The following is a 19,970-nucleotide window of genomic DNA, read 5'->3' on the forward strand; positions in this document are numbered from 1 at the left end:
GGTCTCCGGGCAATGTCTTCAGGTTGTACCCATGTTTCGACTAAAAAGGTTAACGCCCTGTTACCATAACCGGAAGGACCAGGATTACAACTCAAGGTTGACGATATTTCTGGACCCGTGTGACTTTCAGGGCGTCTTCGCCATGTTCGGTCGCAGCCTTCACCCACTCCAGCAATTCCTCGTCGCTGAGATTGTAATGGTCCTTGGCCTGCTCATGGCTGATCAAGCCGAAGGTCACCGCCTTGACCACCGCGGCCTTGCGCGAGGCAACCCAGCGGCGGGTTTCCTGGGGCGGCAGGTCCGCCCGGGTCATCGTACTGCCATCGGGAAGCTTCACCGCGCGCGGACCGTCGATCTTTTTAAGGTACATGTTGCCTGCTCCAACATTTCGTTGGCGGTCATAAAGCCACGCGGCACTTAACGACGACTGAAACGCCCCCTTGAGAATAGGTCGGATTTTCCTATATTTCCCGCCATTCCAAGGAGAGACGTCATGCCCCTCGACACGCGCCCGCTGAACTCGCTGGGCCTGCCCAAACCGCCTTCCGAAACCCGGGTGGTCGTCGCCATGTCCGGCGGCGTCGACAGTTCCGTCGTGGCCGCCATGCTCAAGGAAGAAGGCTATGACGTGGTCGGCGTCACGCTGCAGCTGTACGATCACGGCGCAGCCCTGGCCAAGAAAGGCGCCTGCTGCGCCGGCATCGACATCCACGACGCGCGCCGTGTCGCCGAATCGATGGGCTTTCCGCACTATGTCCTCGACTACGAGAACATCTTTCGCGAAGCGGTGATCGACGAATTCGCCGACAGCTACCTGGGCGGCGCCACGCCGGTGCCCTGCATTCGCTGCAATGAACGGGTGAAGTTCAAGGACCTGCTGGAGACCGCCAAGGACCTGGATGCCGACTGCATGGCGACGGGCCACTACATCCAGCGCAAGATGGGCGAAAGCGGCGCGGAACTGCATTCCGCCGCCGATGCCTCGCGCGATCAGAGCTATTTCCTGTTCTCGACCACGCCCGAGCAGTTGGATTACCTGCGCTTTCCCCTGGGCCACCTGCCGTCGAAGGACGAGACCCGGGCGCTGGCCGCGAAATACGGGCTGAGCGTGGCGATGAAGCCGGACAGCCAGGACATCTGCTTCGTTCCCGACGGCAATTATGCCGCCGTGATCGAGAAACTGCGCCCGGGCGCCGCCGAGCCAGGCCAGATCGTGCATGTGGATGGCCGTGTCCTGGGAGACCATGAAGGGGTGATCCACTATACCATCGGCCAGCGCCGGGGCCTGGGCATCGGCGGGTTGTCGGAACCGCTCTACGTTGTGAAACTGGACGTGGAGGCACGCCAGGTGATCGTCGGCCCCAAGGAGATGCTGGCCACCCGCAAGGTCCCGGTGCGCGAGATCAACTGGCTGGGCGATGAGCCCTTCACCAGCCGCGAGGAATGGCATCTCATGGTCAAGGTCCGCTCGACCCGCCCGCCACGCGAGGCGGTGGTGCGCCCGATCTCGGAGACCGAGGCCGAGGTGGAACTTGTGGTGGCCGAGGAAGGCGTCAGCCCGGGCCAGGCCTGCGTCTTCTATGCGCCCGAAGGCTCGCGCATCTTTGGTGGCGGCTGGATCTGGCGCGGGTACTGAGCGCCGTGCGGGCCCTTGGGACAAGAGCGAGGGGCCAGCCCCTCGCGCTCCCCGGAGGTATTTTCAGCCCAAAGAAACACAGGTCAATAATGTGAGGGCCGCACCCCGATCGAGGGTGCGGCCCTTTGTTCAGGAGCGGGCGGCTATCAGGCGCGCTCGGGGTCCAGCGTCACGGACCAGAGCTCGGTATCCGCGCGGTCCATCAGGCGCACGGTCAGCTGCTCTGTCGCGCCGTCGATGTCGACGAGGCCGAAGAACTGAAGACCGGCGGAGGGCGGCAGGTTCACCTGGCCGTCTTCCGGCGCCTTAACGTAGCGAACCTCGGGACCGAAGGTCATGTCCAGGTCGTTCGGGCCGAAGGTGCCTGCGTGCAGCGGGCCGGAGACGAACTCCCAGAAAGGGGCGAAGTCCTGGAACTGCGCGCGGTCGGGCGAGTAATGGTGTGCGGCGGTATAGTGCACATCGGCGGTCAACCAGACCGTGTTGCGGATCTCGGCGGCCTTGATGAAGCGCAGGAGGCCCGCGATTTCCAGCTCACGCCCCTTGGCCTCGCCGTTGTCACCGTTGGCGATGGCTTCCTGCCCGCCACCGACCACGAGGCCGATCGGCATGTCCGAGGCGATCACCTTCCAGGTCGCCTTGGATTGCGTCAGTTCGCGCTTGAGCCATTCGACCTGCTCCCGGCCCAGGATGCGGCTCTCGTCCGTCAGTTCATCCTGCAGGTTCTCCGTGTTCGGCCCGCGATAGCTGCGCAGATCGAGGAAGAAGATGTCGAGCATCGGACCGTAGGAGATCTTGCGGTAGACGCGGCCCGGCTCTGCCGGGGTGTAGCGGATCGGCGCCATCTCGTGGAAAGCCCGACCGGCACGCGCGGCCAGAACATGCACCGATTTCTCGGTGTAGCGGTCGTCTTCCATCAGGCTGCGCGAGGAGGACCAGTTGTTGACCACCTCGTGATCGTCCCACTGGAAGAAGGTTGGCACGGCCGCGTTCATCGCCAGAACGTGTTCGTCCATCATGTTGTACTTCCACTGGCCGCGGAACTCGTCCAGCGTCTCGGCGACCTTGCGTTTCTCGTCGGTCAGGACGGTGTTCTTCCAGATCACTTCGCCATCCTTCTCGACCTCATCCTGCATCGGGCCATCGGCATAGATGGTGTCCCCGGAATGCAGGAAGAAATCGGGCTGGTGCCGGGTCATCGTGGCATAGGTGCGCATGCCCTCGTCATCGATGCCCCAGCCTTGGCCGGCAGTGTCGCCCGACCAGGCGAAGCGCACGGAGCGGCGCGCGCCCGGCGCGGTACGGAAACGACCGACAATCGGTTCGGACACCGCGTTGATGTCGCTCAGGTCGGCGGCGGTGAAGCGGTAAAAGACGTCCTGGTCCGAGGCCAGCTCGGTCAGCAGCCGTTTGACCGCGAAATCGCTTTCGGGCAGCGCGTCCAGAGGCGCCAGGCGGCGGGCATCGGCAAAGCTCTCAGTGGTCGAGACCTCCATCATCACCCGGGCCGGACGGTCAGTGCGGGTCCAGATCATGCCCGAGGACATGTCGACGTCGCCGGACTGGACACCGTGGGTAAAGACCGGGCGCGCCGAGGCACGGCTGATCGCCGGCATGGCCAGCGATGCGGCAAAGGCGGTCGACCCGGCCAGGAAGGCACGGCGGTTGGGACGGGGCAACAGGAGGTTGGCTTTGGACATGGCGTGTCACCTTGAAGCTGTTGGAAAGATGTCCGTTCTTTGGACTAACGGACCTTTCCCCCGCCAAGACGACAGGGCGATGGCACTCTTGCAAAGGTTTCGATACGGGTTTGTGACAGGACCGCCTCCCCTGCCCTCCGGATCGACATGTCAGCCCGCAACAGCTCGCAACAGTTTCTTGCGCGCCGGCGGGATAGAGGCGATTTCCACCCCGGTGAAGACATGGAGCGTGTTCATCTGGGCATCCACGACCGCGTGATCGGACACCCAGCCCCCCATCATGAGGTAGGTCCGCAGCAGCGGCGGCATCCGCAACATGGCCTTTTTCGCATCGGGCTTGCGCCGCAGCCGCGCGGCAAAGCGGAAGACATCCGGCGCCTTGACCCGGGGCAGCCAGCGGCGCGGCGCCAGGTGACGGGCCTTGAGCATGGCAAAGGCATCGTAGTAGGCGCGCGCATCCGTGCCCGAGAAACTGGCGCAGCCGAAGAGCAGTTCGACACCCTGCGTGTCAACGTAGGCGGTCATCGCGCCCCAGGCGACACGCAGAATATCGGGGTCCTGCAGGTCGGGGTCGATGCAGAACCGACCCAACTCGACCATGCGGCCCTCGAAACTCTCCAGCGCCGAAAGCTCGTAGTACTGGGCTGAATAGCTGCGTCCGATCTCGCCGCCACTGGCCAGCGGCAGAAAGCGGAAACAGCAGACCAGCGCGCCGCTGCGGCTGTCCTCGACCAGAACATGATCGCAGACCGGGTCGAAGCCGTCCGCGTCCATGCCGCCGCCGTGAAACGCCTTGCCGCGCAGGCGCTGCGCTGCCTCGATGTCTGCCGCGCCTTCGGCCATCCGGGCCCTGTAGCGCCCACGGCTCAGCTTGATCATCTCGCTCTCTCCTGCCCGGGCGCACGATTCGAACGCCCGTCTCCGGCAGGGGATGCCAAAACCGCGTGACAATCAAATGACGCTTTCACGGCGCCGCCCGGGCGGGCGTTCAGCCGCCGAGCAGGTTGCTTGCCGAGATTCCGCCGATGTTGCCAAAGAGCTTGCGGATAAAGCTGATGTCGCCGTCTGTGGTCTGTGTCACGCGACGGTTGATCGCCACGACACGGCCATCCTCCAGCCCGTAGGTGGTGATGTTGCTGACCACGTCCGCCTCGTCGAAAGTGATGGCGACGATGGTGCGTTCGACCACCTTGGGCTTCTGGTAGGCGAAATGGCGCACTTCGGTCTCGATATAGTAGTATCCCGAACCGTTCAGAACGCCGGCGGCGTTGGGCACCCCGATCAGGTCCTCGACCGAGGCCTTGGTATCGACACCGGGCACGATCTGTTGCAGGTCGGCCTCGGAGGGAAGATACCCGTGGGTGCGGTACTGCGCGGCACAGGCCGACAGCCCGACGATCATCAGCATGGCAATCGCAGCCTTTAGCTTGCCTGCAAATCCGTTCATCTCACGCCCCTCTTGTCACGGGCCTTTTCGCCACCTATCCCGCTTACAGAAGGAACGCCCGCCATTCAAGCGCAGGAAAACCCGACACAATGACCACCGACAGACCCGATGGATCCCCGACACCGGCGCGCTTGCGCGTCTCCGCCCTGCGTCAGACAGGTCCGACCCACTTCCGCGTGGAACCGGGACCAGAGGCACGCGCCGCCCATGCCGCCGAACTGGGCGCGCAAAGCCTGAGAAAAATGAGATTCACCGGGCAGTTGACCCCGCTCGGCAAGTACGGCTGGCGTCTCGAAGGCGACTTGGGCGCGACGGCGGTCCAGTCCTGCATCGTCACGCTGGAACCGGTGACGACCCGGATCGATACACAGGTCGTGCGCGAATTCTTGCCGCCCGAGCGCATTGCCCAACCGGAAGCCGGGACCGAGACGGAGATGCCCGAAGACGACAGCGTCGAGGAACTCGGGGATGAGATCGACCTCGAGGCGGTGATGCTCGAGGCGCTTTCACTGGCCCTGCCGACCTACCCTCGCAAGGAGGGCGTGGAACTGGGCGAGGCGCAGTTTGCAGCCGAAGGTGTGGCCCCGATGACCGACGAGGACAGCAAACCGTTTGCAGGGCTGGCAGGTCTGCGCGAAAAAATGCAGAACAAGGGCGAGGACGATTGAGAATCCGCTTGCCAAATCTTCGGCACTGCGTATTTTCGCGCGCTCATGAGTACGTCTGGCGCATGTCGCCGCGGGCACCTTGACGGGGCAGCGCGGCATGGCCCATCCGAAACTTCCGGGAGGCCCCGCCCCCGACGACAAAACGAGGTTGAGACATGGCTGTCCAACAGAACAAGGTTTCCAAGTCGCGCCGCAACAACCGCCGCGCTCACGATGCGCTGACCGCCGCGAACCCGAACGAGTGCGACAACTGCGGCGAGCTGAAGCGCCCGCACCATGTCTGCCCGTCCTGCGGTCACTACGCGGAACGTGAAATCGTCGCGATGACCGACGACATCGACCTGGACGAAGACGCGGCCTGATAGCCCAACCGGGACATTGCCTGCATGACCTCGCTGAAGGACAACAAGGACGCAGGCCCGTCCCGAGTGGTGATATCGGTCGACGCGATGGGCGGCGACAGTGGACCGGCGACAGTGGTCGCCGGTATCTACAAATCTGCCCGCAAGAATCCCGAGATCCATTTTATCCTGCACGGCCCGGTCGATGAGCTGGAAAAGCTGGTCGCGCGCCGTCGCGGGTTGTCGGACCGGTGCGAGATCCGCGATGCCCAAGGCGTCGTCAGCATGGAGGATAAGCCCAGCCAGGTGATGCGTCACGGCAAGGGCACCTCGATGTGGTCGGCGCTGGATTCGGTGCGCGCGGGCGAGGCGACCGTGGCGGTCAGTTGCGGCAACACCGGCGCGCTCATGGCGCTGTCGATGATCCGACTGCGCAAGCTGCCGGGCGTCAACCGCCCGGCCATCGCGATTCTCTGGCCATCGCGCAATCCCCAGGGCTTCAACGTCATGCTGGACGTGGGTGCGGACATCCGTGCCGACGCTGAAGACCTGCTGCAATACGCACTGATGGGCGCCGCCTATGCGCGCAACGGCCTGTCCCTGACACGGCCCCGCATCGGTCTGCTGAACGTCGGCACCGAGGAACACAAGGGGCGCGCCGAACTGAAAGAGGCGCATGACCGCATCGCCGCGCATGAATCCGAGGGCAACTATACCTTCGTGGGGTTCGTCGAGGGCGGCGACATCCCGGGCGATTCCTGTGACGTGATCGTCACCGATGGCTTCACCGGCAATGTCGCGCTCAAGACTGGCGAAGGCACAGCCAAGCTGATCGGGGACCTGCTGCGCGAGGCCTTTGCCTATTCGCCCCTGTCCCGCATTGCTTCTCTACTGGCGCTGACCTCGCTCAAGCGCCTGCAAAAGCGGATCGACCCACGGCGCGTGAACGGCGGTGTCTTCCTCGGGCTCAACGGGACCGTCGTGAAATCGCACGGTTCCGCCGATGCGACCGGGGTTTCGGCCGCCGTGAAACTGGCCTTCGAACTTGCGCGCGCGGGCTTTGCCGACCGTCTGGCGGCACGGGTTGCCTCTGCCGCCGAGGCGGCGCAGGATGGCGCCGCAGAAGAGGACCGCAAAAGATCATGACCACACGCGCCGTCGTCACCGGTGTCGGGCATTACCTGCCCGACCGAGTCGTCGAAAATGCCGAATTCGAAGCAACCCTGGAGACGTCGGACGCCTGGATTCGGTCCCGTTCAGGCATCGAAAGACGGCATTTCGCGGCCGAAGGACAAACCACTTCCGATCTGGCCACCCGCGCCGCGCGCGCCGCGTTGCAGGATGCGGGGCTGGAACCGGACGACGTTGACGCGATCATCGTCGCGACCTCGACAGCGGACCTGACCTTTCCCTCGGCGGCGACGATGGTGCAGTCAGAACTCAATATGATGCACGGGTTTGCGTTCGACGTGCAGGCCGTCTGCGCCGGGTTCATCTATGCCCTGACCACGGCAAACTCTATGATCATCTCGGGCCAGGCCAAGCGTATCATCGTCATCGGGGCCGAGACCTTTTCGCGCATCATGGACTGGACCGACCGGGCGACATGCGTCCTCTTCGGCGACGGCGCCGGTGCGTTGATCCTCGAAGCGCAGGAAGGCGACGGCACCGGCACGGATCGGGGGATACTTGCCACCGACCTGAACAGCGACGGGCGTTACCGCGACATTCTCTATGTCGATGGCGGCGTCAGCACGCAAAGCACGGGCTTCCTCCGGATGCAGGGCAAGGAAGTGTTCCGCCACGCGGTCGAAAAGCTGGCCTCGACGGCCACGACGGCGCTCTCCAAGGCAGGGCTGAGCGCAGATCAGATCGACTGGGTCGTGCCACATCAGGCCAACATCCGCATCATTGCCGGAACCGCCAAGAAACTGGGCCTGTCGATGGACCGGGTCGTCGTGACCGTTCAGGATCACGGCAACACCTCGGCCGCATCGATTCCCCTTGCCCTGTCGGTTGGCAAGGCACGCGGACAGATCAAACCCGGCGACCTTGTCGTGACCGAGGCGATCGGCGGCGGCCTTGCCTGGGGCGCGGTGGTCCTGCGCTGGTAAGGACCTGTGTCCGGACTGCCTGCGCCTGTTGCATAGCCGTCTTTCACCTCTGGATAAATTGCTTGCCGCAAGTCGTTGATATTGACTTGTGATTTTTGACGTCGATAATCCCGATAAAACACCGGGAGGGACGAACATGGGTGACAAGACCCTGACGCGCATGGATCTTAGCGAAGCTGTATTTCGCGAGGTAGGCCTGTCACGCAACGAAAGCGCCGAACTTGTCGAGGCAGTGCTGCAGCACATGTCCGATGCATTGGTCGACGGCGAACAGGTCAAGATCTCGTCCTTCGGGACGTTTTCGGTGCGCGAAAAGGCGGCCCGCGTCGGGCGCAATCCCAAGACCGGCGAAGAGGTGCCGATCCAGCCACGCCGGGTCCTGACGTTCCGCCCTTCGCACCTGATGAAAGACCGCGTCGCCGCGGGCAACAAGCGCTGAGGCACGTTTCATGCCCAAGTCTCGCGATGCGTTCCGCACCATCTCGGAAGTTGCGGAATGGCTGGATACGCCAGCCCATGTCCTGCGTTTCTGGGAAAGCAAGTTCAGCCAGGTAAAGCCGGTCAAACGCGCCGGCGGGCGCCGTTACTATCGGCCTGCCGACATGGAATTGCTGGGCGGAATCAAACGGCTGCTGCATGATGACGGGATGACCATCAAGGGCGTCCAGAAGGTGCTGCGTGAACAGGGTGTCCGCCATGTCGCCGCCCTCGCCTCGCAACCTGTCGACGAGGATGAGGCAATCGACGACGGCACTTTGATCGAAGATGCGCCCTATGCCGAGGTCCCGCTCGAAGAGGTGACGGATTCGGTCGTCGCCTTCCCCGGCGAGCACCTGCAACAGCAGGCCAGCGGCATGGCGCCCTCCGAAGCGGAGCCGCAGGAGGCCCCTGAGAGCCCCCTCGACGAACAGGAGTCCATGCCGGACGTCGCCCATGATGTAGCGGACGAACCTGCCCAGCAGGAAGCCGACGAAATCCAGACGGCCGCGGCCGATACGCCGCCCGCCGAGGACACCACGGACGAAGACACCGAATCCGCGGCGGCTGCCCCAATGGAGCCTGGGGATTCGCCGATCGAAACAATCGACGCCGAGGATGCAACGGTCGAAGAGGTGGCGCCTGCCACTGACGAGATCGAGGACGCGACAGTGGCGCCCCAAGCAAGTGAAGAGACGCCGGACACCTTGACTGCCACGTCCACCGATACTGCACCGACCCTGGACCTCTGGGGCGACAACGATACACCGGAACTGCCTTTCGACCTGGCACCGCCAGCGTGGAAACCTCCGCTGCCCGACGATCTGGTTGCGGCCCTGCACCCAGACACAGCCGAGGTCCTGGAAAGCCTGGACCCGGAGTCAACCCACACCTTCCCGCCGGAAACCGCTGTCACGCCGGCTGGTCTCGACCTGCCCGATTTCGGTGCCGACCCCGAGGCGCAACCTGTGCCCTCGGCCCCTGCCCCGGCCATCGGTCCCCTTGGGCAACTGGCGCGAATCCGCAGTCTGACGCCGGATCAGAAGGCCGCGCTTGCCACGCAACTCCCCGTGCTGAAGGCGCTGCACGACCGGCTATCGGCGCCTCTGTCCTGAAGCGCAAAAATTCGTCAATCGGGGGGTTGCTCTTGCCGAAAAATAGCGTAAGACACCCCGACAAGTCGGGCTATGGCGCAGCCTGGTAGCGCGTCCGTCTGGGGGACGGAAGGTCGCAGGTTCGAGTCCTGCTAGCCCGACCAAATCAAACCACCCCACAAAAATCCTACGATGACAGGTAGTTACCTCCCCCTCGGGGGCACGTGACCCACCTCTTTTTCCCGGCGATTGGTGCGCAGCGGTAAACCGCCTGTCCACCAACAGGCGCACCGCCGCGCCACGTCCGCGAATTGACCTGGTGCAGCCACCTTCTATGCTTTGCGCGTCAGCCCTGCGGCCCAAGGGGCGCATGGCCCGGGCCAGCTTCAGGGACGGCAAGAATGCCCCAATCCATCTCTCAGTACATCTTTGGCAATTCACTGGTGAACTACACTGACGCCGGCGATGTCTATGCCAATGTCCCGATCTGGATGGATCTTTTCGCGGACACCGCGGGGTTCGGCTATGCCGTGTCGGGCAGCTACGGGTTTCTTCGGAATTTCGCCGATTGGCCAGAGCCCTACGATCAATGGGGCTTTCCCGGAGTCGCGGGAGCCTGGAACTCTGACTTGGTCGGGTTCGCCGATGCGGTCTTCGATTCGATCCTGATCACGCCGGCCAACTTCATCCAGGACGTTTCCCCGGACACGCACTATAGCGGCGACAGCCGGTCCCCCTTTGACGCGGTGATCGACATTGTCGACGACCTGCTGGCGGATCATCCTGCCGCACTATTGCTGGTCTACGAGGGGTGGGCGGACATGGCTCCCTACGTCCCGGAGTTTCCGATCTCGACCGAAGCATTTGCGCAATATCACGCCTACAACATGGGCGCCTACCACGACTGGTTCCTCGACCTCGTGGACATGGTGAATATTGCTCGGCCCACAGCCGATCTCGCGCTCTTGCCTGTGGCCTCGATCCTGTCGGAACTCATGACAGGTGTTCTGTCTTCCGTACCCGCGGAAGCGTTCTACATCGACAACGCGCCACACGGGACGGCAACCACCTATTTCCTTGCGGCCATGGTCACATATCAGGCCAGCTATGGCCAACTGCCGCAGTTGCCCGCGTCGCTGCCCGCCGAGATTCACCCCGATGTCCTGGCCAATTTCGACACCATCAACGTGGAGATCGAAACAGCGTTGGAGGCGGCAGGCTTCACCATCCTTGCCCCCGCCCCGGACTCGCCCGGGTTCTACGACGCCGAATACTTCGTACTGGACGAGGGTATCGCCGACCTCGACGAGGTGCCGTTCAACACCCCAGACGCCCTGGCAACATGGGTCATGATCGACTTTCTTGACGAGGCAGGCGCGATCTGGCCCGAGGGGCCAGAGGATCACATGGCCGCGCGTTATACACGTACCGTCGAAAGCCCCGAGGGCGGTGTCTATGGCCTGCGCTTGACCGCCGATGACGCCGCCCGTGTCTATGTAGATGGGGCGCTGATTCTGGACAGCGCCGATGCCGAACGCAACGACCCCATCATTGCCGAGGTCAACCTGAGCCCTGGCACGCATATGGTCGAGATTCGCTATATGGACATCGCGCAAGAAGCCTCGCTTCAGGTCGAATGGGACTATCGCCGCCCCTTGCCCGACCAGACGAGCACTACGCACCCGCAAGAGCCGATCCCGCGGGACCGGGACAGCCTTGAGCCCGGATTGATCGATCCCGACCTGCCCCCCTCGCCCGGCGGCGGTACGCCCTACCTCGTCGCGCAAAGCTTTGTCCCGCCCGAACCGGAACCCGAACCGTTGTCGGTCGACAGCTTCGTCTTTGATCTGGCATATTGAGCAGCCACGCGGCAATTTGCTCTCCCCCTTCGTCAACCTGCTTGATAAGACAGCCGAAACGAGGGGGAAGCGATGACCGGCGTCCTGGCAAGCCAGCAGATCGAAAAGCTGATCGCAAACGGTGCGATCCGGGCAGAGACCCCCTTTGTCGCTGGCCAGGTCCAGCCCGCCAGTCTTGACCTGCGGCTGGGCAACGTCGCCTACAGGGTTCGTGCGTCCTTTCTGGCCGGCGAAGGGCGCAGCGTCGCTGCCCGCATCGACGAGTTCGAGATGCACAGCATCGACCTTGCACAGGGCGCGGTCCTGGAAAAGGGCTGTGTCTACCTGGTTCCGCTGATGGAAAGCGTGACCCTGCCGGAAGGTGTCCAGGCCATCGCCAACGCCAAGAGCTCGACCGGGCGGCTGGACCTGCTGACCCGCGTCATCACCGACGGCGGGGTCGAGTTCGACCGCATCGCCACGGGCTATGACGGTCCGCTCTACGCCGAGATCTGCCCGCGCTCCTTTTCCGTTCTCGTGCGGCCCGGAATGCGGCTGAACCAGATCCGGTTCCGACGCGGGCGCTCCGTCTTGACAGATGCGGAACTACAGGAGTTGCACGCCGAACAGACCCTCGTCGGCGGCGGCCCGGCAGTGATCTCCGAGGGTCTTGGCTTTTCGGTGGACCTTCAACCGGGCGAAAGTGGGCTGGTGGGCTATCGCGCGCGCCCCCATACCGGGGTGATCGACCTGGACCGGATCGGTGCCTACGACCCGATGGAGTTCTGGGACGAGTTGCACAGCGACCGTGAGCAACTGATCCTCGATCCAGGGGCCTTCTACATCCTGGTCAGCCGCGAGGCGGTGCATATCCCGCCCGGCTATGCCGCTGAAATGGCGCCTTACCTGGCAATGGTGGGCGAGTTTCGCGTGCACTACGCGGGATTCTTCGATCCCGGGTTCGGCCACGCGGCCGCCGGCGGCGCAGGCGCACGCGGCGTTCTGGAGGTGCGTTGTCACGAGGCGCCTTTTGTCCTCGAACACGGGCAGATCGTTGGACGGCTGGTCTATGAGCGCATGTCAGAGGTGCCCGGACAGCTTTACGGCGCGGGCATCGCCTCCAATTACCAGGGCCAGGGGCTGAAACTCAGCAAGCATTTCCGGGCGTGACGAAGGCCGCCTAGAACCGCCGGGCCATGCGTGCCGCGCGGCGGGCCTGGCGCGTGGCACGTTTCGCCTGCTGCCCCTGACGGCCACCCCCGGCGGCGCGGTCGATCCCCGCGTCGATCCCCTTGTTCACCAGCTTCCGCAACACGGTGCGAAAGATCATGTTGATCAGTTGGTGCGCGTTCATGTCCTGCTCCTGTCGAAATTTTCCCAGCCATAGCCCGGAAATGTGCCGATTTTCGGGCGGTTCAGTCCTCGAACAACTCGCTCTGACCTTCGTCCAGACCTTCATCGGCATCGACATCGCCTTCACCCGCCTGCGGCGCACCCAAGGGCGAGGGGCGGCTTTCCAGCAGGCCGGCGGCGCGTAGATCGGCCAGTCCCGGCAGATCACGGGCGGATTCCAGCCCGAAATGATCCAGGAACTCCTGCGTCACCACAAACGTCACCGGGCGCCCCGGAGTCATTCGCCTGCGGCCGAACCTGATCCACTCCATCTCGAGCAACTGGTCCACGGTGCCCCGGCTGACGGAAACACCGCGGATTTCCTCGATCTCGGCCCGCGTGACGGGCTGGTGATAGGCGATGATGGCCAGCGTCTCGATCGCGGCACGGCTGAGCTTGCGGGTCTCGACCGTCTCGCGCTGCATCAGAAAACCCAGGTCGGGCGCGGTCCGGATCGCCCAGGCATCGCCCACGCGCACCACGTGTACCCCGCGCCCCTCGTAGCGTTTGCGCAGATGGGCCAGGGCCTCGGCCGCGTCGCAGCCATGCGGCATCCGGTCGTTCAGTTCCTTGACGGTGACGGGTTCGGCGCTGGCAAAGAGGATCGCCTCGACCATGCGTTCCTGTTCGCCCATGACCGGGGCCTCGAACAGGCTTTCGCGCGGGGCGCCCTCGTCCTCGGGCGTGATCTCTGTCGTGTCACTCATCACGCGACTCCTTGCGGCGCAACAGGATGGGCTCGAATGTTCCGGACTGTTTCAATTCTGCCTTGCCTTCTTTGACAAGCTCCAGTGAGGCAGCAAAGGTCGCCGCCGTGGCCGACCGCCAGCGCACTGGGTCCTCGGCCCAGCCGTCCGGCAGGTAGCTTTGAATGTCGGTCCACTGACCGGCAAAGCCGATCATCCCGCGCATCCGGTCCAGCGCCTGTTCCATCGTAAAGACCTTGTCGCGGTCCATGACGAAGGGGCGGAACTCGTCGCGCGTGCGGATGCGTGCATAGCCCTGCATCAGGTCCAGAAGCGTGGCGGTGTATTTCACCTGCCGCACCTGTTCCATCTTCTCGGGAAATCCCCGGGCAAAGAAATCCCGTCCAAGCTGATCACGCGCCATCAGCCGCGCGGCGGAATCCCGCATCGCCTGCAGGCGTTCCAGCTGAAAGGCAAGGTGCGCGGCCAGGTCCTCGCCCGAGGGGCCCTCTTCCGTCGGGTCCGGCGGCAGCAGCAGGCGTGATTTCAGAAAGGCCAGCCAGGCGGCCATGACAAGGTAGTCTGCCGCCAGTTCGATCCGGAGCGCCTTGGCCTTTTCGACAAAGGACAGGTACTGCTGCGCCAGTTGCAAGATCGAGATCCTGCGCAGGTCCACCTTCTGCGTCCGCGCCATGTTCAAAAGCAGGTCAAGCGGCCCCTCGAACCCGTCGACGTCGACAACCAGCGCCTCGGCGGCAAGACGTTCCGAGACGGAAAGCTGGATGAGATCGGGCGTGTCGGGATCGCTCATGCGGGATCGGGGCGCAGGTCCTGGACAAAGAAGGCGTCAGCCTCGGCGCGCAGCCCGTCGATGTCAACCGGCCGGGGAGCCGTGCGCGCCGCCAGTGCCCGTTCTGCGCGCCTTTGCGCCGCTGTATCCATCACACCCACGGTCTCGCACAATTCACGCATCTCTGACAGATCGCCATTGCAATGCAGGATCACGTCACAGCCCGCGTCCTGTGCGGCGCGACCCCGCTCAGCCACACTGCCAGACAGGGCCTGCATAGAAATATCATCGGTCATCAGCAAACCGTCAAAGCCGATTTCGTCCCGGATCAGCCGGATCATGACCGGCGAGAGCGTGGCCGGGCGCGGGTCGATGTCCTCGAAGACCAGATGCGCCGACATGCCCAGCGGCAGGTCGGCGAAGGCTGCGAACGTGGCAAAGTCCTCGTTCGACAGGACGGATTTCGGCGTGGATACGCGCGGCAGGTCCAGATGGCTGTCCAGCGTCCCGCGCCCGTGACCGGGCATGTGTTTCATCACCGGAAGCACGCCACCGTCGCGACAGCCTGCCACCAAAGCGCGCCCGTTGCGGATCACGCTGTCACGGTCGGCTCCATAGCAGCGGTTCTGCAAGACGGGATGCGTATCGGGGCGGGCAATATCCAGTGTCGGAACACAATTCCCGTCGATCCCGAGCGCCCGCAATTCATGGGCGATCAGGCGCCCCCGAACATAGAACCGGCGCTCTGCATCCTCGGAACCGGCATCCTCCAGCGGCGGCGCCCATGAGCGTGCCAGCGGCGGGCGCAGGCGTTGCACACGCCCGCCCTCCTGGTCGATGAAGATCGGTGCGTCATGTCCTGCGGCCGCGCGCAATTCGTCACAGAGCGCCCGGATCTGGTCGGCGTTCCGCAGGTTCCGGTCAAAGAGGATAAAGCCGAAGGGTCGTGTCCCCGAGAAGAGAGAAATTTCCTCATCCGAGAGAACCGGACCGGCGCAGCCCAGGATGACCGCGCCGAAGTCGCTCATCTCGTGACCACCGGGATGCAGTCCACCTTCTGCGCGACGAAGGCGGCGCAGAAACGGCGGGCATCCGAGAGGTCCTCGAACCCGTGCGCGCGCAACCGGTAGAAGGTGCGCCCGCCGGACGAGGCTTTCTGGATCACGCGATCCTTGCCAGCCAGATAGTCGCCAAAACGACCGTCCAGCCGCTCCCATTCGCCACGCGCGGCCTCGGGGCTGTCGAATGCACCGATCTGCACCAGCCGCGTCCCGGCAGAGAGCGTGTCAGGGTCGACTTCGTTGACCGGCTTGGAGCTATCCCATTCGATGGCGGCGCCGGGGGCCGCAGGCGCCCGCGCCGTTGCGGACAGCCCCGCAGGCCGCAGACGCGGACGCAGGGACCGGGCAAGGCCAGGCCCGGTATACAGTTCCGGCTTGGCCTGATCCGGCAATGCGCTTGCAAGGGCCGTCACGACTTCGGCTTCGGTGCCCTCGGGCAGCGGGCTGAGCGGCTTCGACTTTGCTGCGATCTCATCCGCAAGGGCGGCAAAGGGACCGGTGTCCTTGGGATCCGGGCTTTCGGGTATCGGCGCGCCCTCGGGCTTCAGCGCGATCACCTCGGCGTTGCGCGCCATCGCCGGTTTCGGCTCGACGGGCTTGTCCGGTGTCAACACGCCAAGGGCCACGTCGTCGGCCTGCAGTCCCGCCGGACGCGGCGCCAGTGTCAGCCGATCCGCCGGGTCGGCTGCGGCACCGCTGCCCGCAACGGCGTTGACCGCCAGCCCCTGGTGATCGGCCAGCAGACCGCCCGGATCCTTGGGCGCCTCGCGCATCGGGCCAGAGAGGGCCTGAACGATGGGCACGCCCGACACATCGCGCGCAACCACCCGATAGCCCCAGACCGCGATCCCGGCGATCAGCGCAAGCGACACCGCCGCCCCGGCCCAATTCGCGACCGAGGCCATCTTTACCGTAGCCGGGGCCGCGGGGGCCCCATCATATGTGAAATCCGCCATCTCTGCCTCTTGTCCCCGGGCGGTGCAGCGCCGCCCGAATGCCTTGACTGCTCGAACAGACCCGGCAGAGGCGCATTTTGTCAGCGCATTTCTTCTACCGGGGTCACACCCAAGATACCAAGACCGGCGGAAATCACAACCGCGGTCGCCCGTGCCAGCGCGATTTTCGACTGTGTTGCAGCCGCGTCATCCTGGAGGAACCGCAGTTCGGGCGCGTCGTTGCCCCGGTTCCAAAGGCCGTGCAGGTCGGCGGCCAGTTCGCCAAGGTAGGTGGCGATCCGGTGCGGTTCCTGCGTCCGTGCCGCGATCTCGACCAGCCGCGGCCATTCCGCCAGCTTAGTCGACAGCCCCAGTTCCGACGCATGGGTCATGCCCGACAGGTCGGCGCCCGCCAGGGCCGCATCACTGACATCCACGCCGTCCTCCGTCGCCTTGCGCAGCACCGAACAGATCCGCGCATGGGCATACTGGACGTAGAAGACCGGGTTTTCCTTGGACTGTTCGACCACCTTATCGAAATCGAAATCCAGCGCCTGGTCGCTCTTGCGGGTCAGCATGTGGAACCGCGCCACGTCGGGACCCACCATTTCCACCAGGTCGCGCAGGGTGATGAAAGTCCCTGCCCGCTTCGACATCTTGAAGGGCTCGCCGTTCTTGAACAGCTTGACCAGCTGGATCAGCTTGATCTCCAGCGGCACCTTGCCGTCGGACAGCGCTGAAACGGCGGCCTTCATCCGCTTGACGTAGCCACCGTGATCGGCGCCGAAGATGTCGATCAGCAGGTCGAAGCCCCGGCTGACCTTGTCATAGTGATAGGCGATGTCGGGCGCGAAATAGGTCCAGCTGCCGTCCGATTTCATGATTGGCCGGTCCACGTCGTCGCCGTGGTCCGTGGACTTGAACAGGGTCTGTTCGCGCGGCTCCCAATCCTCGGGTTTCTTGCCCTTGGGCGGCTCCAGAACGCCGCGATAGATCAGACCCTTGTCCCGCAAACTGTCGATGGCCGCCTCGATCTTGCCCGTGCCATAGAGCGACTTCTCGGAAAAGAAGTGGTCCATCTGGACGCCAAGCATGCCCAGATCGGCCCGGATCACTTGCATCATGGCATCGGTAGCGAACTCGCGCACCTCGGCCAGCCAGACCTCTTCGGGTTGGTCGATATAGGCATCGCCCACCTTGGATTTCAGTGCCTCTCCCACCTCGACAAGGTAGTCGCCGGGATAGGTGCCATCGGGAAATTCGACCTCGTGGCCATGCGCCTCGAGGTAGCGCAGATAGACAGACCGCGCGAGCACGTCGACCTGCGCGCCGCCGTCGTTGATGTAGTATTCGCGCGTCACGTCATAGCCCGCATAGGCCAGCAGAGAGGCCAGCGCATCACCCACGATGGCGCCGCGCGCGTGACCGACGTGCATCGGACCGGTGGGGTTGGCCGAGACATATTCCACGTTCACCTTCTTGCCCTGCCCGAAATCGGACCGGCCATAGGCGGTGCCTTCTTTCAGGATGCGGCCCGGCAGCGCCTGCCAGACAGAGGGCGCCAGCCGCAGGTTCAGGAACCCCGGCCCGGCCACCTCGGCGCTGGCGATCCGGTCGTCGATGCGCAGTTTCGCGGCCAGCGCCTCGGCGATGTCGCGCGGCTTGGCCTTGGCGGGCTTGGCCAGGACCATCGCGGCATTGGTCGCCATGTCACCGTGCAGCGGATCGCGCGGCGGTTCGGTGGTCACGGGATCGGTGTTCAGGCCCTCGGGCAGCGCGCCTTCGGCCTGGCAGGCAGCGATGGCATCCAGCACGAGGCTGCGAATATCGGAAAACAGGTTCATGTCAGCGGCTCCAGTGTTGGCCGGTCTCTATCACTTTGGAGGGTGGCGTCAAATGTCCTCGCCGGCGGCCTCGGGCGCCTTGCGTTCCGCGCGTTTCGGCAGGCGCGCCAGGAGCTGCGTGCCGGGCGTCCCGCGCAACTCGTCCTCGGGACCCAGGAGGCGCAGTGAGCCCCCCGGCCCCAGCTCTGCGATGGGCACCGCCTCGGTCTGGGTCGCGCGCCAATCTTCCGCGGTGAACTCTTCGGTCAGCTTGGTGACGCGGAACTCGCACCCACCCGCGATGGCGGCATTGGCCTCGAAATAGGTTTCGTTGGCGCCGAACGCCTGTCCACCCAGCGTGGCCGGCAGGGAATGACGGCTGGAGGTTTCACGCACGCGTTTGACCTGAAAGACATTCTCACGTCCGAACTCCGGCGCCAGGTCGGTCGCGACCAGCGTGTTGTAGGCGTCGTTGTCACTGGCGCAGATCAGTTTCTCATAGGCCACCAGGTCAACCCGCTCTTCCGCCGCCTCTGACAGGATGTCGCCATAGAAGGTATCCAGCCCGGCCTCACGCGCGCTGCGCAGATGGGCGTTGTTGGGATCGGCGATGATGACGGGCAGGTCCATCTTTTTCAGCGCGGCGCCCAGATCCACCGCCCATTTCGAGCCTCCCATGATCAGCACCCCCGGCAGCCGCGATGCCGTCAGCCCCAGCAGACGCGCCATCGGTGCCAGCGTGAAGCCGTGCAGGACCACCGTCGCGGCCACAAGCGCAAAGGCCAGCGGCGCGATCCGGTCCGCATCCGGCAGGCCGAGGTCCGCCAGCCTCTCGCCGAACAGCCCAGCCACCGCCACCAGCACCACGCCGCGCGGCCCGGTGAAGGCGACAAGCAACCGCTCGCGCCAGGGCACGTTGGTAAAGGCCAGCGCCGCCAGCACCGGCAGGGGCCGCGCCAACAGGATCACCGCCAGAACGAAGGCGCCCGCGCGCCAGTCCAGCACGGCGAGGCGGTCAAAGCTCATCCCCGCTGCCAGCAGGATGAAGACCCCCGACACCAGCAGGACGGTGGCATGTTCCTTGAACCGGTAGATCTCGGTGAAACTCGGCAGTTTCGCATTGGCGATCCACAGCCCCATGATCGTCACCGCCAGAAGGCCGGATTCATGCAGGACATGATCGGCCAGCGCAAAGACCCCCAGCAGCACCACGAAAAGCACCGGCACCTTCATGTATTCGGGCACCCAGGCCTGCCGAAAGGCCTTAACCACGCCCCAGCCCGCAGCCAGCCCCAGCACCGTGGCAATGGCAACGCCCATGCCGATCTCGATCACCGCGTGACCCGCGCTGGTCGCCGTACGCAGCACCATGACGACCTCGAAGGCCAGCACGGCAGCCAGCGCACCGACGGGATCGTTGACGATGGCCTCCCATTGCATCAGCGCAGCGGGCCTGCGTTGCAGACGCGCCTGCCGCAGCAGCGGCGCGATCACGGTCGGCCCGGTAACGATCATGATGCCGCCAAAGACGGCCGAGGATTCCCAGCTGAGCCCGGCCACGAAATGCAGCGCCGAGGCCGAGGCAATCCAGCCCAGCGGCGCGCCGATCAGCACCAGTCGCCGCACGCCCTTGGCCGCGTCCGAAAGCCGGTGCAGGTCCAACGTCAAACCGCCCTCGAACAGGATAATCGCCACGGCCACCGCGATCATCGGTTGCAGCATGTCACCGAACTGCGCCGCTGGGTCCAGAACGCCCGTCACCGGACCAATGATCAGCCCGGCGACCAGCATCAGAACGATGGCGGGCAACCGCAAGCGCCAGGCCAGCCACTGGCTGCCGACCCCAAGCGCCCCAACCAGCCCGAAGGCCAGGACGGGATCCAACCCGCCCGTTTCCGCAACTGCCATGAAACGCTCCCTGCCCGGCTGATACCCGGGGCAACCTAGCAGGCGCCCGCGCCGCCGCAA

At 64.6% G+C, this 19,970-nt stretch carries 20 protein-coding genes and 1 tRNA gene; 10 read left to right on the plus strand and 11 right to left on the minus strand.

All coding sequences use genetic code 11. The features are described 5' to 3' along the window. Positions 1-91: 91 nt before the first annotated feature. On the minus strand, positions 92-370 hold the full coding sequence (gene sciP / locus G9Q80_RS08715; protein ID WP_043139226.1) for a CtrA inhibitor SciP: 279 nt from the start codon (positions 368-370) through the stop codon (positions 92-94). A gap of 123 nt (positions 371-493) precedes the next feature. Between sciP and mnmA the strand changes: the two genes are divergently transcribed. Then, positions 494-1,636 carry a tRNA 2-thiouridine(34) synthase MnmA gene (gene mnmA, locus G9Q80_RS08720; protein WP_043139229.1) on the plus strand — a complete coding sequence of 381 codons (1,143 nt, stop codon included), beginning with the start codon at positions 494-496 and terminating at the stop codon, positions 1,634-1,636. Between the two features lie 146 nt (positions 1,637-1,782). On the opposite strand, the gene G9Q80_RS08725 is transcribed toward mnmA, so the two are convergent. The 3 genes from G9Q80_RS08725 to G9Q80_RS08735 form a co-directional block, all read right to left on the minus strand. Continuing rightward, entirely contained in the window at positions 1,783-3,336 is a 1,554-nt protein-coding gene (locus G9Q80_RS08725; protein WP_043139233.1) for an alkaline phosphatase D family protein, read from the minus strand. 150 nt (positions 3,337-3,486) lie between these two features. Further along, positions 3,487-4,215: a GNAT family N-acetyltransferase gene (locus tag G9Q80_RS08730; RefSeq protein WP_052244343.1), complete on the minus strand. Its 729-nt coding sequence runs from the start codon at positions 4,213-4,215 to the stop codon at positions 3,487-3,489. A 109-nt stretch (positions 4,216-4,324) separates the two neighbouring features. Beyond that, positions 4,325-4,783 (minus strand): outer membrane protein assembly factor BamE, encoded by a 459-nt coding sequence (locus G9Q80_RS08735; RefSeq protein ID WP_043139235.1) that lies wholly within the window; start codon positions 4,781-4,783, stop codon positions 4,325-4,327. Between the two features lie 89 nt (positions 4,784-4,872). Here G9Q80_RS08735 and G9Q80_RS08740 point away from each other — a divergent pair, with 89 nt between their 5' ends. The 9 genes from G9Q80_RS08740 (at position 4,873) to G9Q80_RS08780 (ending at position 12,485) form a co-directional block, all read left to right on the plus strand. After that, positions 4,873-5,451: a YceD family protein gene (locus G9Q80_RS08740; RefSeq protein WP_088714870.1), complete on the plus strand. Its 579-nt coding sequence runs from the start codon at positions 4,873-4,875 to the stop codon at positions 5,449-5,451. A gap of 155 nt (positions 5,452-5,606) precedes the next feature. Then, positions 5,607-5,813 carry a 50S ribosomal protein L32 gene (rpmF, locus tag G9Q80_RS08745; RefSeq protein ID WP_043139238.1) on the plus strand — a complete coding sequence of 69 codons (207 nt, stop codon included), beginning with the start codon at positions 5,607-5,609 and terminating at the stop codon, positions 5,811-5,813. Between the two features lie 24 nt (positions 5,814-5,837). Continuing rightward, positions 5,838-6,938, plus strand: a complete 1,101-nt coding sequence (gene plsX / locus G9Q80_RS08750) for a phosphate acyltransferase PlsX (RefSeq protein ID WP_052244345.1) — start codon at positions 5,838-5,840, stop codon at positions 6,936-6,938. After that, complete coding sequence (locus G9Q80_RS08755; protein WP_043139241.1) at positions 6,935-7,906, plus strand: beta-ketoacyl-ACP synthase III; 972 nt, start codon at positions 6,935-6,937, stop codon at positions 7,904-7,906. The genes plsX and G9Q80_RS08755 overlap by 4 nt, the downstream gene beginning before the upstream one ends. A gap of 136 nt (positions 7,907-8,042) precedes the next feature. Continuing rightward, positions 8,043-8,345 (plus strand): integration host factor subunit alpha, encoded by a 303-nt coding sequence (gene ihfA / locus G9Q80_RS08760; protein ID WP_043139242.1) that lies wholly within the window; start codon positions 8,043-8,045, stop codon positions 8,343-8,345. A 10-nt stretch (positions 8,346-8,355) separates the two neighbouring features. Continuing rightward, complete coding sequence (locus tag G9Q80_RS08765) at positions 8,356-9,498, plus strand: MerR family transcriptional regulator (RefSeq protein ID WP_088714871.1); 1,143 nt, start codon at positions 8,356-8,358, stop codon at positions 9,496-9,498. 66 nt (positions 9,499-9,564) lie between these two features. Further along, positions 9,565-9,641: transfer RNA gene (locus G9Q80_RS08770), tRNA-Pro, on the plus strand. Positions 9,642-9,878: 237 nt separating this feature from the next. Then, positions 9,879-11,336 (plus strand): PA14 domain-containing protein, encoded by a 1,458-nt coding sequence (locus G9Q80_RS08775; protein ID WP_088714872.1) that lies wholly within the window; start codon positions 9,879-9,881, stop codon positions 11,334-11,336. Positions 11,337-11,408: 72 nt separating this feature from the next. Beyond that, entirely contained in the window at positions 11,409-12,485 is a 1,077-nt protein-coding gene (locus G9Q80_RS08780; protein WP_088714873.1) for a 2'-deoxycytidine 5'-triphosphate deaminase, read from the plus strand. Positions 12,486-12,495: 10 nt separating this feature from the next. On the opposite strand, the gene G9Q80_RS08785 is transcribed toward G9Q80_RS08780, so the two are convergent. The 7 genes from G9Q80_RS08785 to G9Q80_RS08815 all read right to left on the minus strand — a co-directional run bounded on the left by G9Q80_RS08785 (position 12,496) and on the right by G9Q80_RS08815 (position 19,910). After that, the gene (locus G9Q80_RS08785; RefSeq protein WP_162846262.1) at positions 12,496-12,669 is read right to left on the minus strand and encodes a hypothetical protein; all 174 of its coding nucleotides are present in this window, start codon (positions 12,667-12,669) and stop codon (positions 12,496-12,498) included. Between the two features lie 61 nt (positions 12,670-12,730). Next, positions 12,731-13,414 carry an SMC-Scp complex subunit ScpB gene (scpB, locus tag G9Q80_RS08790; RefSeq protein ID WP_088714874.1) on the minus strand — a complete coding sequence of 228 codons (684 nt, stop codon included), beginning with the start codon at positions 13,412-13,414 and terminating at the stop codon, positions 12,731-12,733. Continuing rightward, positions 13,407-14,204 carry a segregation and condensation protein A gene (locus G9Q80_RS08795; RefSeq protein ID WP_043139249.1) on the minus strand — a complete coding sequence of 266 codons (798 nt, stop codon included), beginning with the start codon at positions 14,202-14,204 and terminating at the stop codon, positions 13,407-13,409. Before G9Q80_RS08795 ends, scpB begins: the two co-directional genes overlap by 8 nt. Beyond that, positions 14,201-15,211, minus strand: a complete 1,011-nt coding sequence (locus G9Q80_RS08800) for a glycoside hydrolase family 3 N-terminal domain-containing protein (RefSeq protein ID WP_088714875.1) — start codon at positions 15,209-15,211, stop codon at positions 14,201-14,203. Before G9Q80_RS08800 ends, G9Q80_RS08795 begins: the two co-directional genes overlap by 4 nt. Next, positions 15,208-16,200, minus strand: coding sequence for an SPOR domain-containing protein (locus G9Q80_RS08805; RefSeq protein ID WP_088714876.1), 993 nt, complete (start codon positions 16,198-16,200; stop codon positions 15,208-15,210). The genes G9Q80_RS08800 and G9Q80_RS08805 overlap by 4 nt, the downstream gene beginning before the upstream one ends. A gap of 80 nt (positions 16,201-16,280) precedes the next feature. Further along, positions 16,281-18,023 carry an arginine--tRNA ligase gene (gene argS / locus G9Q80_RS08810; RefSeq protein ID WP_088714877.1) on the minus strand — a complete coding sequence of 581 codons (1,743 nt, stop codon included), beginning with the start codon at positions 18,021-18,023 and terminating at the stop codon, positions 16,281-16,283. A gap of 48 nt (positions 18,024-18,071) precedes the next feature. Then, on the minus strand, positions 18,072-19,910 hold the full coding sequence (locus G9Q80_RS08815) for a cation:proton antiporter (protein ID WP_088714878.1): 1,839 nt from the start codon (positions 19,908-19,910) through the stop codon (positions 18,072-18,074). Positions 19,911-19,970: the final 60 nt, after the last annotated feature.

The sequence above is a fragment of the Mameliella sp. LZ-28 genome (genome assembly GCF_012274245.1).
Lineage (GTDB): Bacteria > Pseudomonadota > Alphaproteobacteria > Rhodobacterales > Rhodobacteraceae > Antarctobacter > Antarctobacter albus.

Coding starts and splice junctions, on each gene's coding strand:
- sciP (WP_043139226.1), bottom strand. CDS start 370: ATGTACCTTAAAAAGATCGACGGTCCGCGCGCGGTGAAGCTTCCCGAT.
- mnmA (WP_043139229.1), top strand. CDS start 494: ATGCCCCTCGACACGCGCCCGCTGAACTCGCTGGGCCTGCCCAAACCG.
- G9Q80_RS08725 (WP_043139233.1), bottom strand. CDS start 3,336: ATGTCCAAAGCCAACCTCCTGTTGCCCCGTCCCAACCGCCGTGCCTTC.
- G9Q80_RS08730 (WP_052244343.1), bottom strand. CDS start 4,215: ATGATCAAGCTGAGCCGTGGGCGCTACAGGGCCCGGATGGCCGAAGGC.
- G9Q80_RS08735 (WP_043139235.1), bottom strand. CDS start 4,783: ATGAACGGATTTGCAGGCAAGCTAAAGGCTGCGATTGCCATGCTGATG.
- G9Q80_RS08740 (WP_088714870.1), top strand. CDS start 4,873: ATGACCACCGACAGACCCGATGGATCCCCGACACCGGCGCGCTTGCGC.
- rpmF (WP_043139238.1), top strand. CDS start 5,607: ATGGCTGTCCAACAGAACAAGGTTTCCAAGTCGCGCCGCAACAACCGC.
- plsX (WP_052244345.1), top strand. CDS start 5,838: ATGACCTCGCTGAAGGACAACAAGGACGCAGGCCCGTCCCGAGTGGTG.
- G9Q80_RS08755 (WP_043139241.1), top strand. CDS start 6,935: ATGACCACACGCGCCGTCGTCACCGGTGTCGGGCATTACCTGCCCGAC.
- ihfA (WP_043139242.1), top strand. CDS start 8,043: ATGGGTGACAAGACCCTGACGCGCATGGATCTTAGCGAAGCTGTATTT.
- G9Q80_RS08765 (WP_088714871.1), top strand. CDS start 8,356: ATGCCCAAGTCTCGCGATGCGTTCCGCACCATCTCGGAAGTTGCGGAA.
- G9Q80_RS08775 (WP_088714872.1), top strand. CDS start 9,879: ATGCCCCAATCCATCTCTCAGTACATCTTTGGCAATTCACTGGTGAAC.
- G9Q80_RS08780 (WP_088714873.1), top strand. CDS start 11,409: ATGACCGGCGTCCTGGCAAGCCAGCAGATCGAAAAGCTGATCGCAAAC.
- G9Q80_RS08785 (WP_162846262.1), bottom strand. CDS start 12,669: ATGAACGCGCACCAACTGATCAACATGATCTTTCGCACCGTGTTGCGG.
- scpB (WP_088714874.1), bottom strand. CDS start 13,414: ATGAGTGACACGACAGAGATCACGCCCGAGGACGAGGGCGCCCCGCGC.
- G9Q80_RS08795 (WP_043139249.1), bottom strand. CDS start 14,204: ATGAGCGATCCCGACACGCCCGATCTCATCCAGCTTTCCGTCTCGGAA.
- G9Q80_RS08800 (WP_088714875.1), bottom strand. CDS start 15,211: ATGAGCGACTTCGGCGCGGTCATCCTGGGCTGCGCCGGTCCGGTTCTC.
- G9Q80_RS08805 (WP_088714876.1), bottom strand. CDS start 16,200: ATGGCGGATTTCACATATGATGGGGCCCCCGCGGCCCCGGCTACGGTA.
- argS (WP_088714877.1), bottom strand. CDS start 18,023: ATGAACCTGTTTTCCGATATTCGCAGCCTCGTGCTGGATGCCATCGCT.
- G9Q80_RS08815 (WP_088714878.1), bottom strand. CDS start 19,910: ATGGCAGTTGCGGAAACGGGCGGGTTGGATCCCGTCCTGGCCTTCGGG.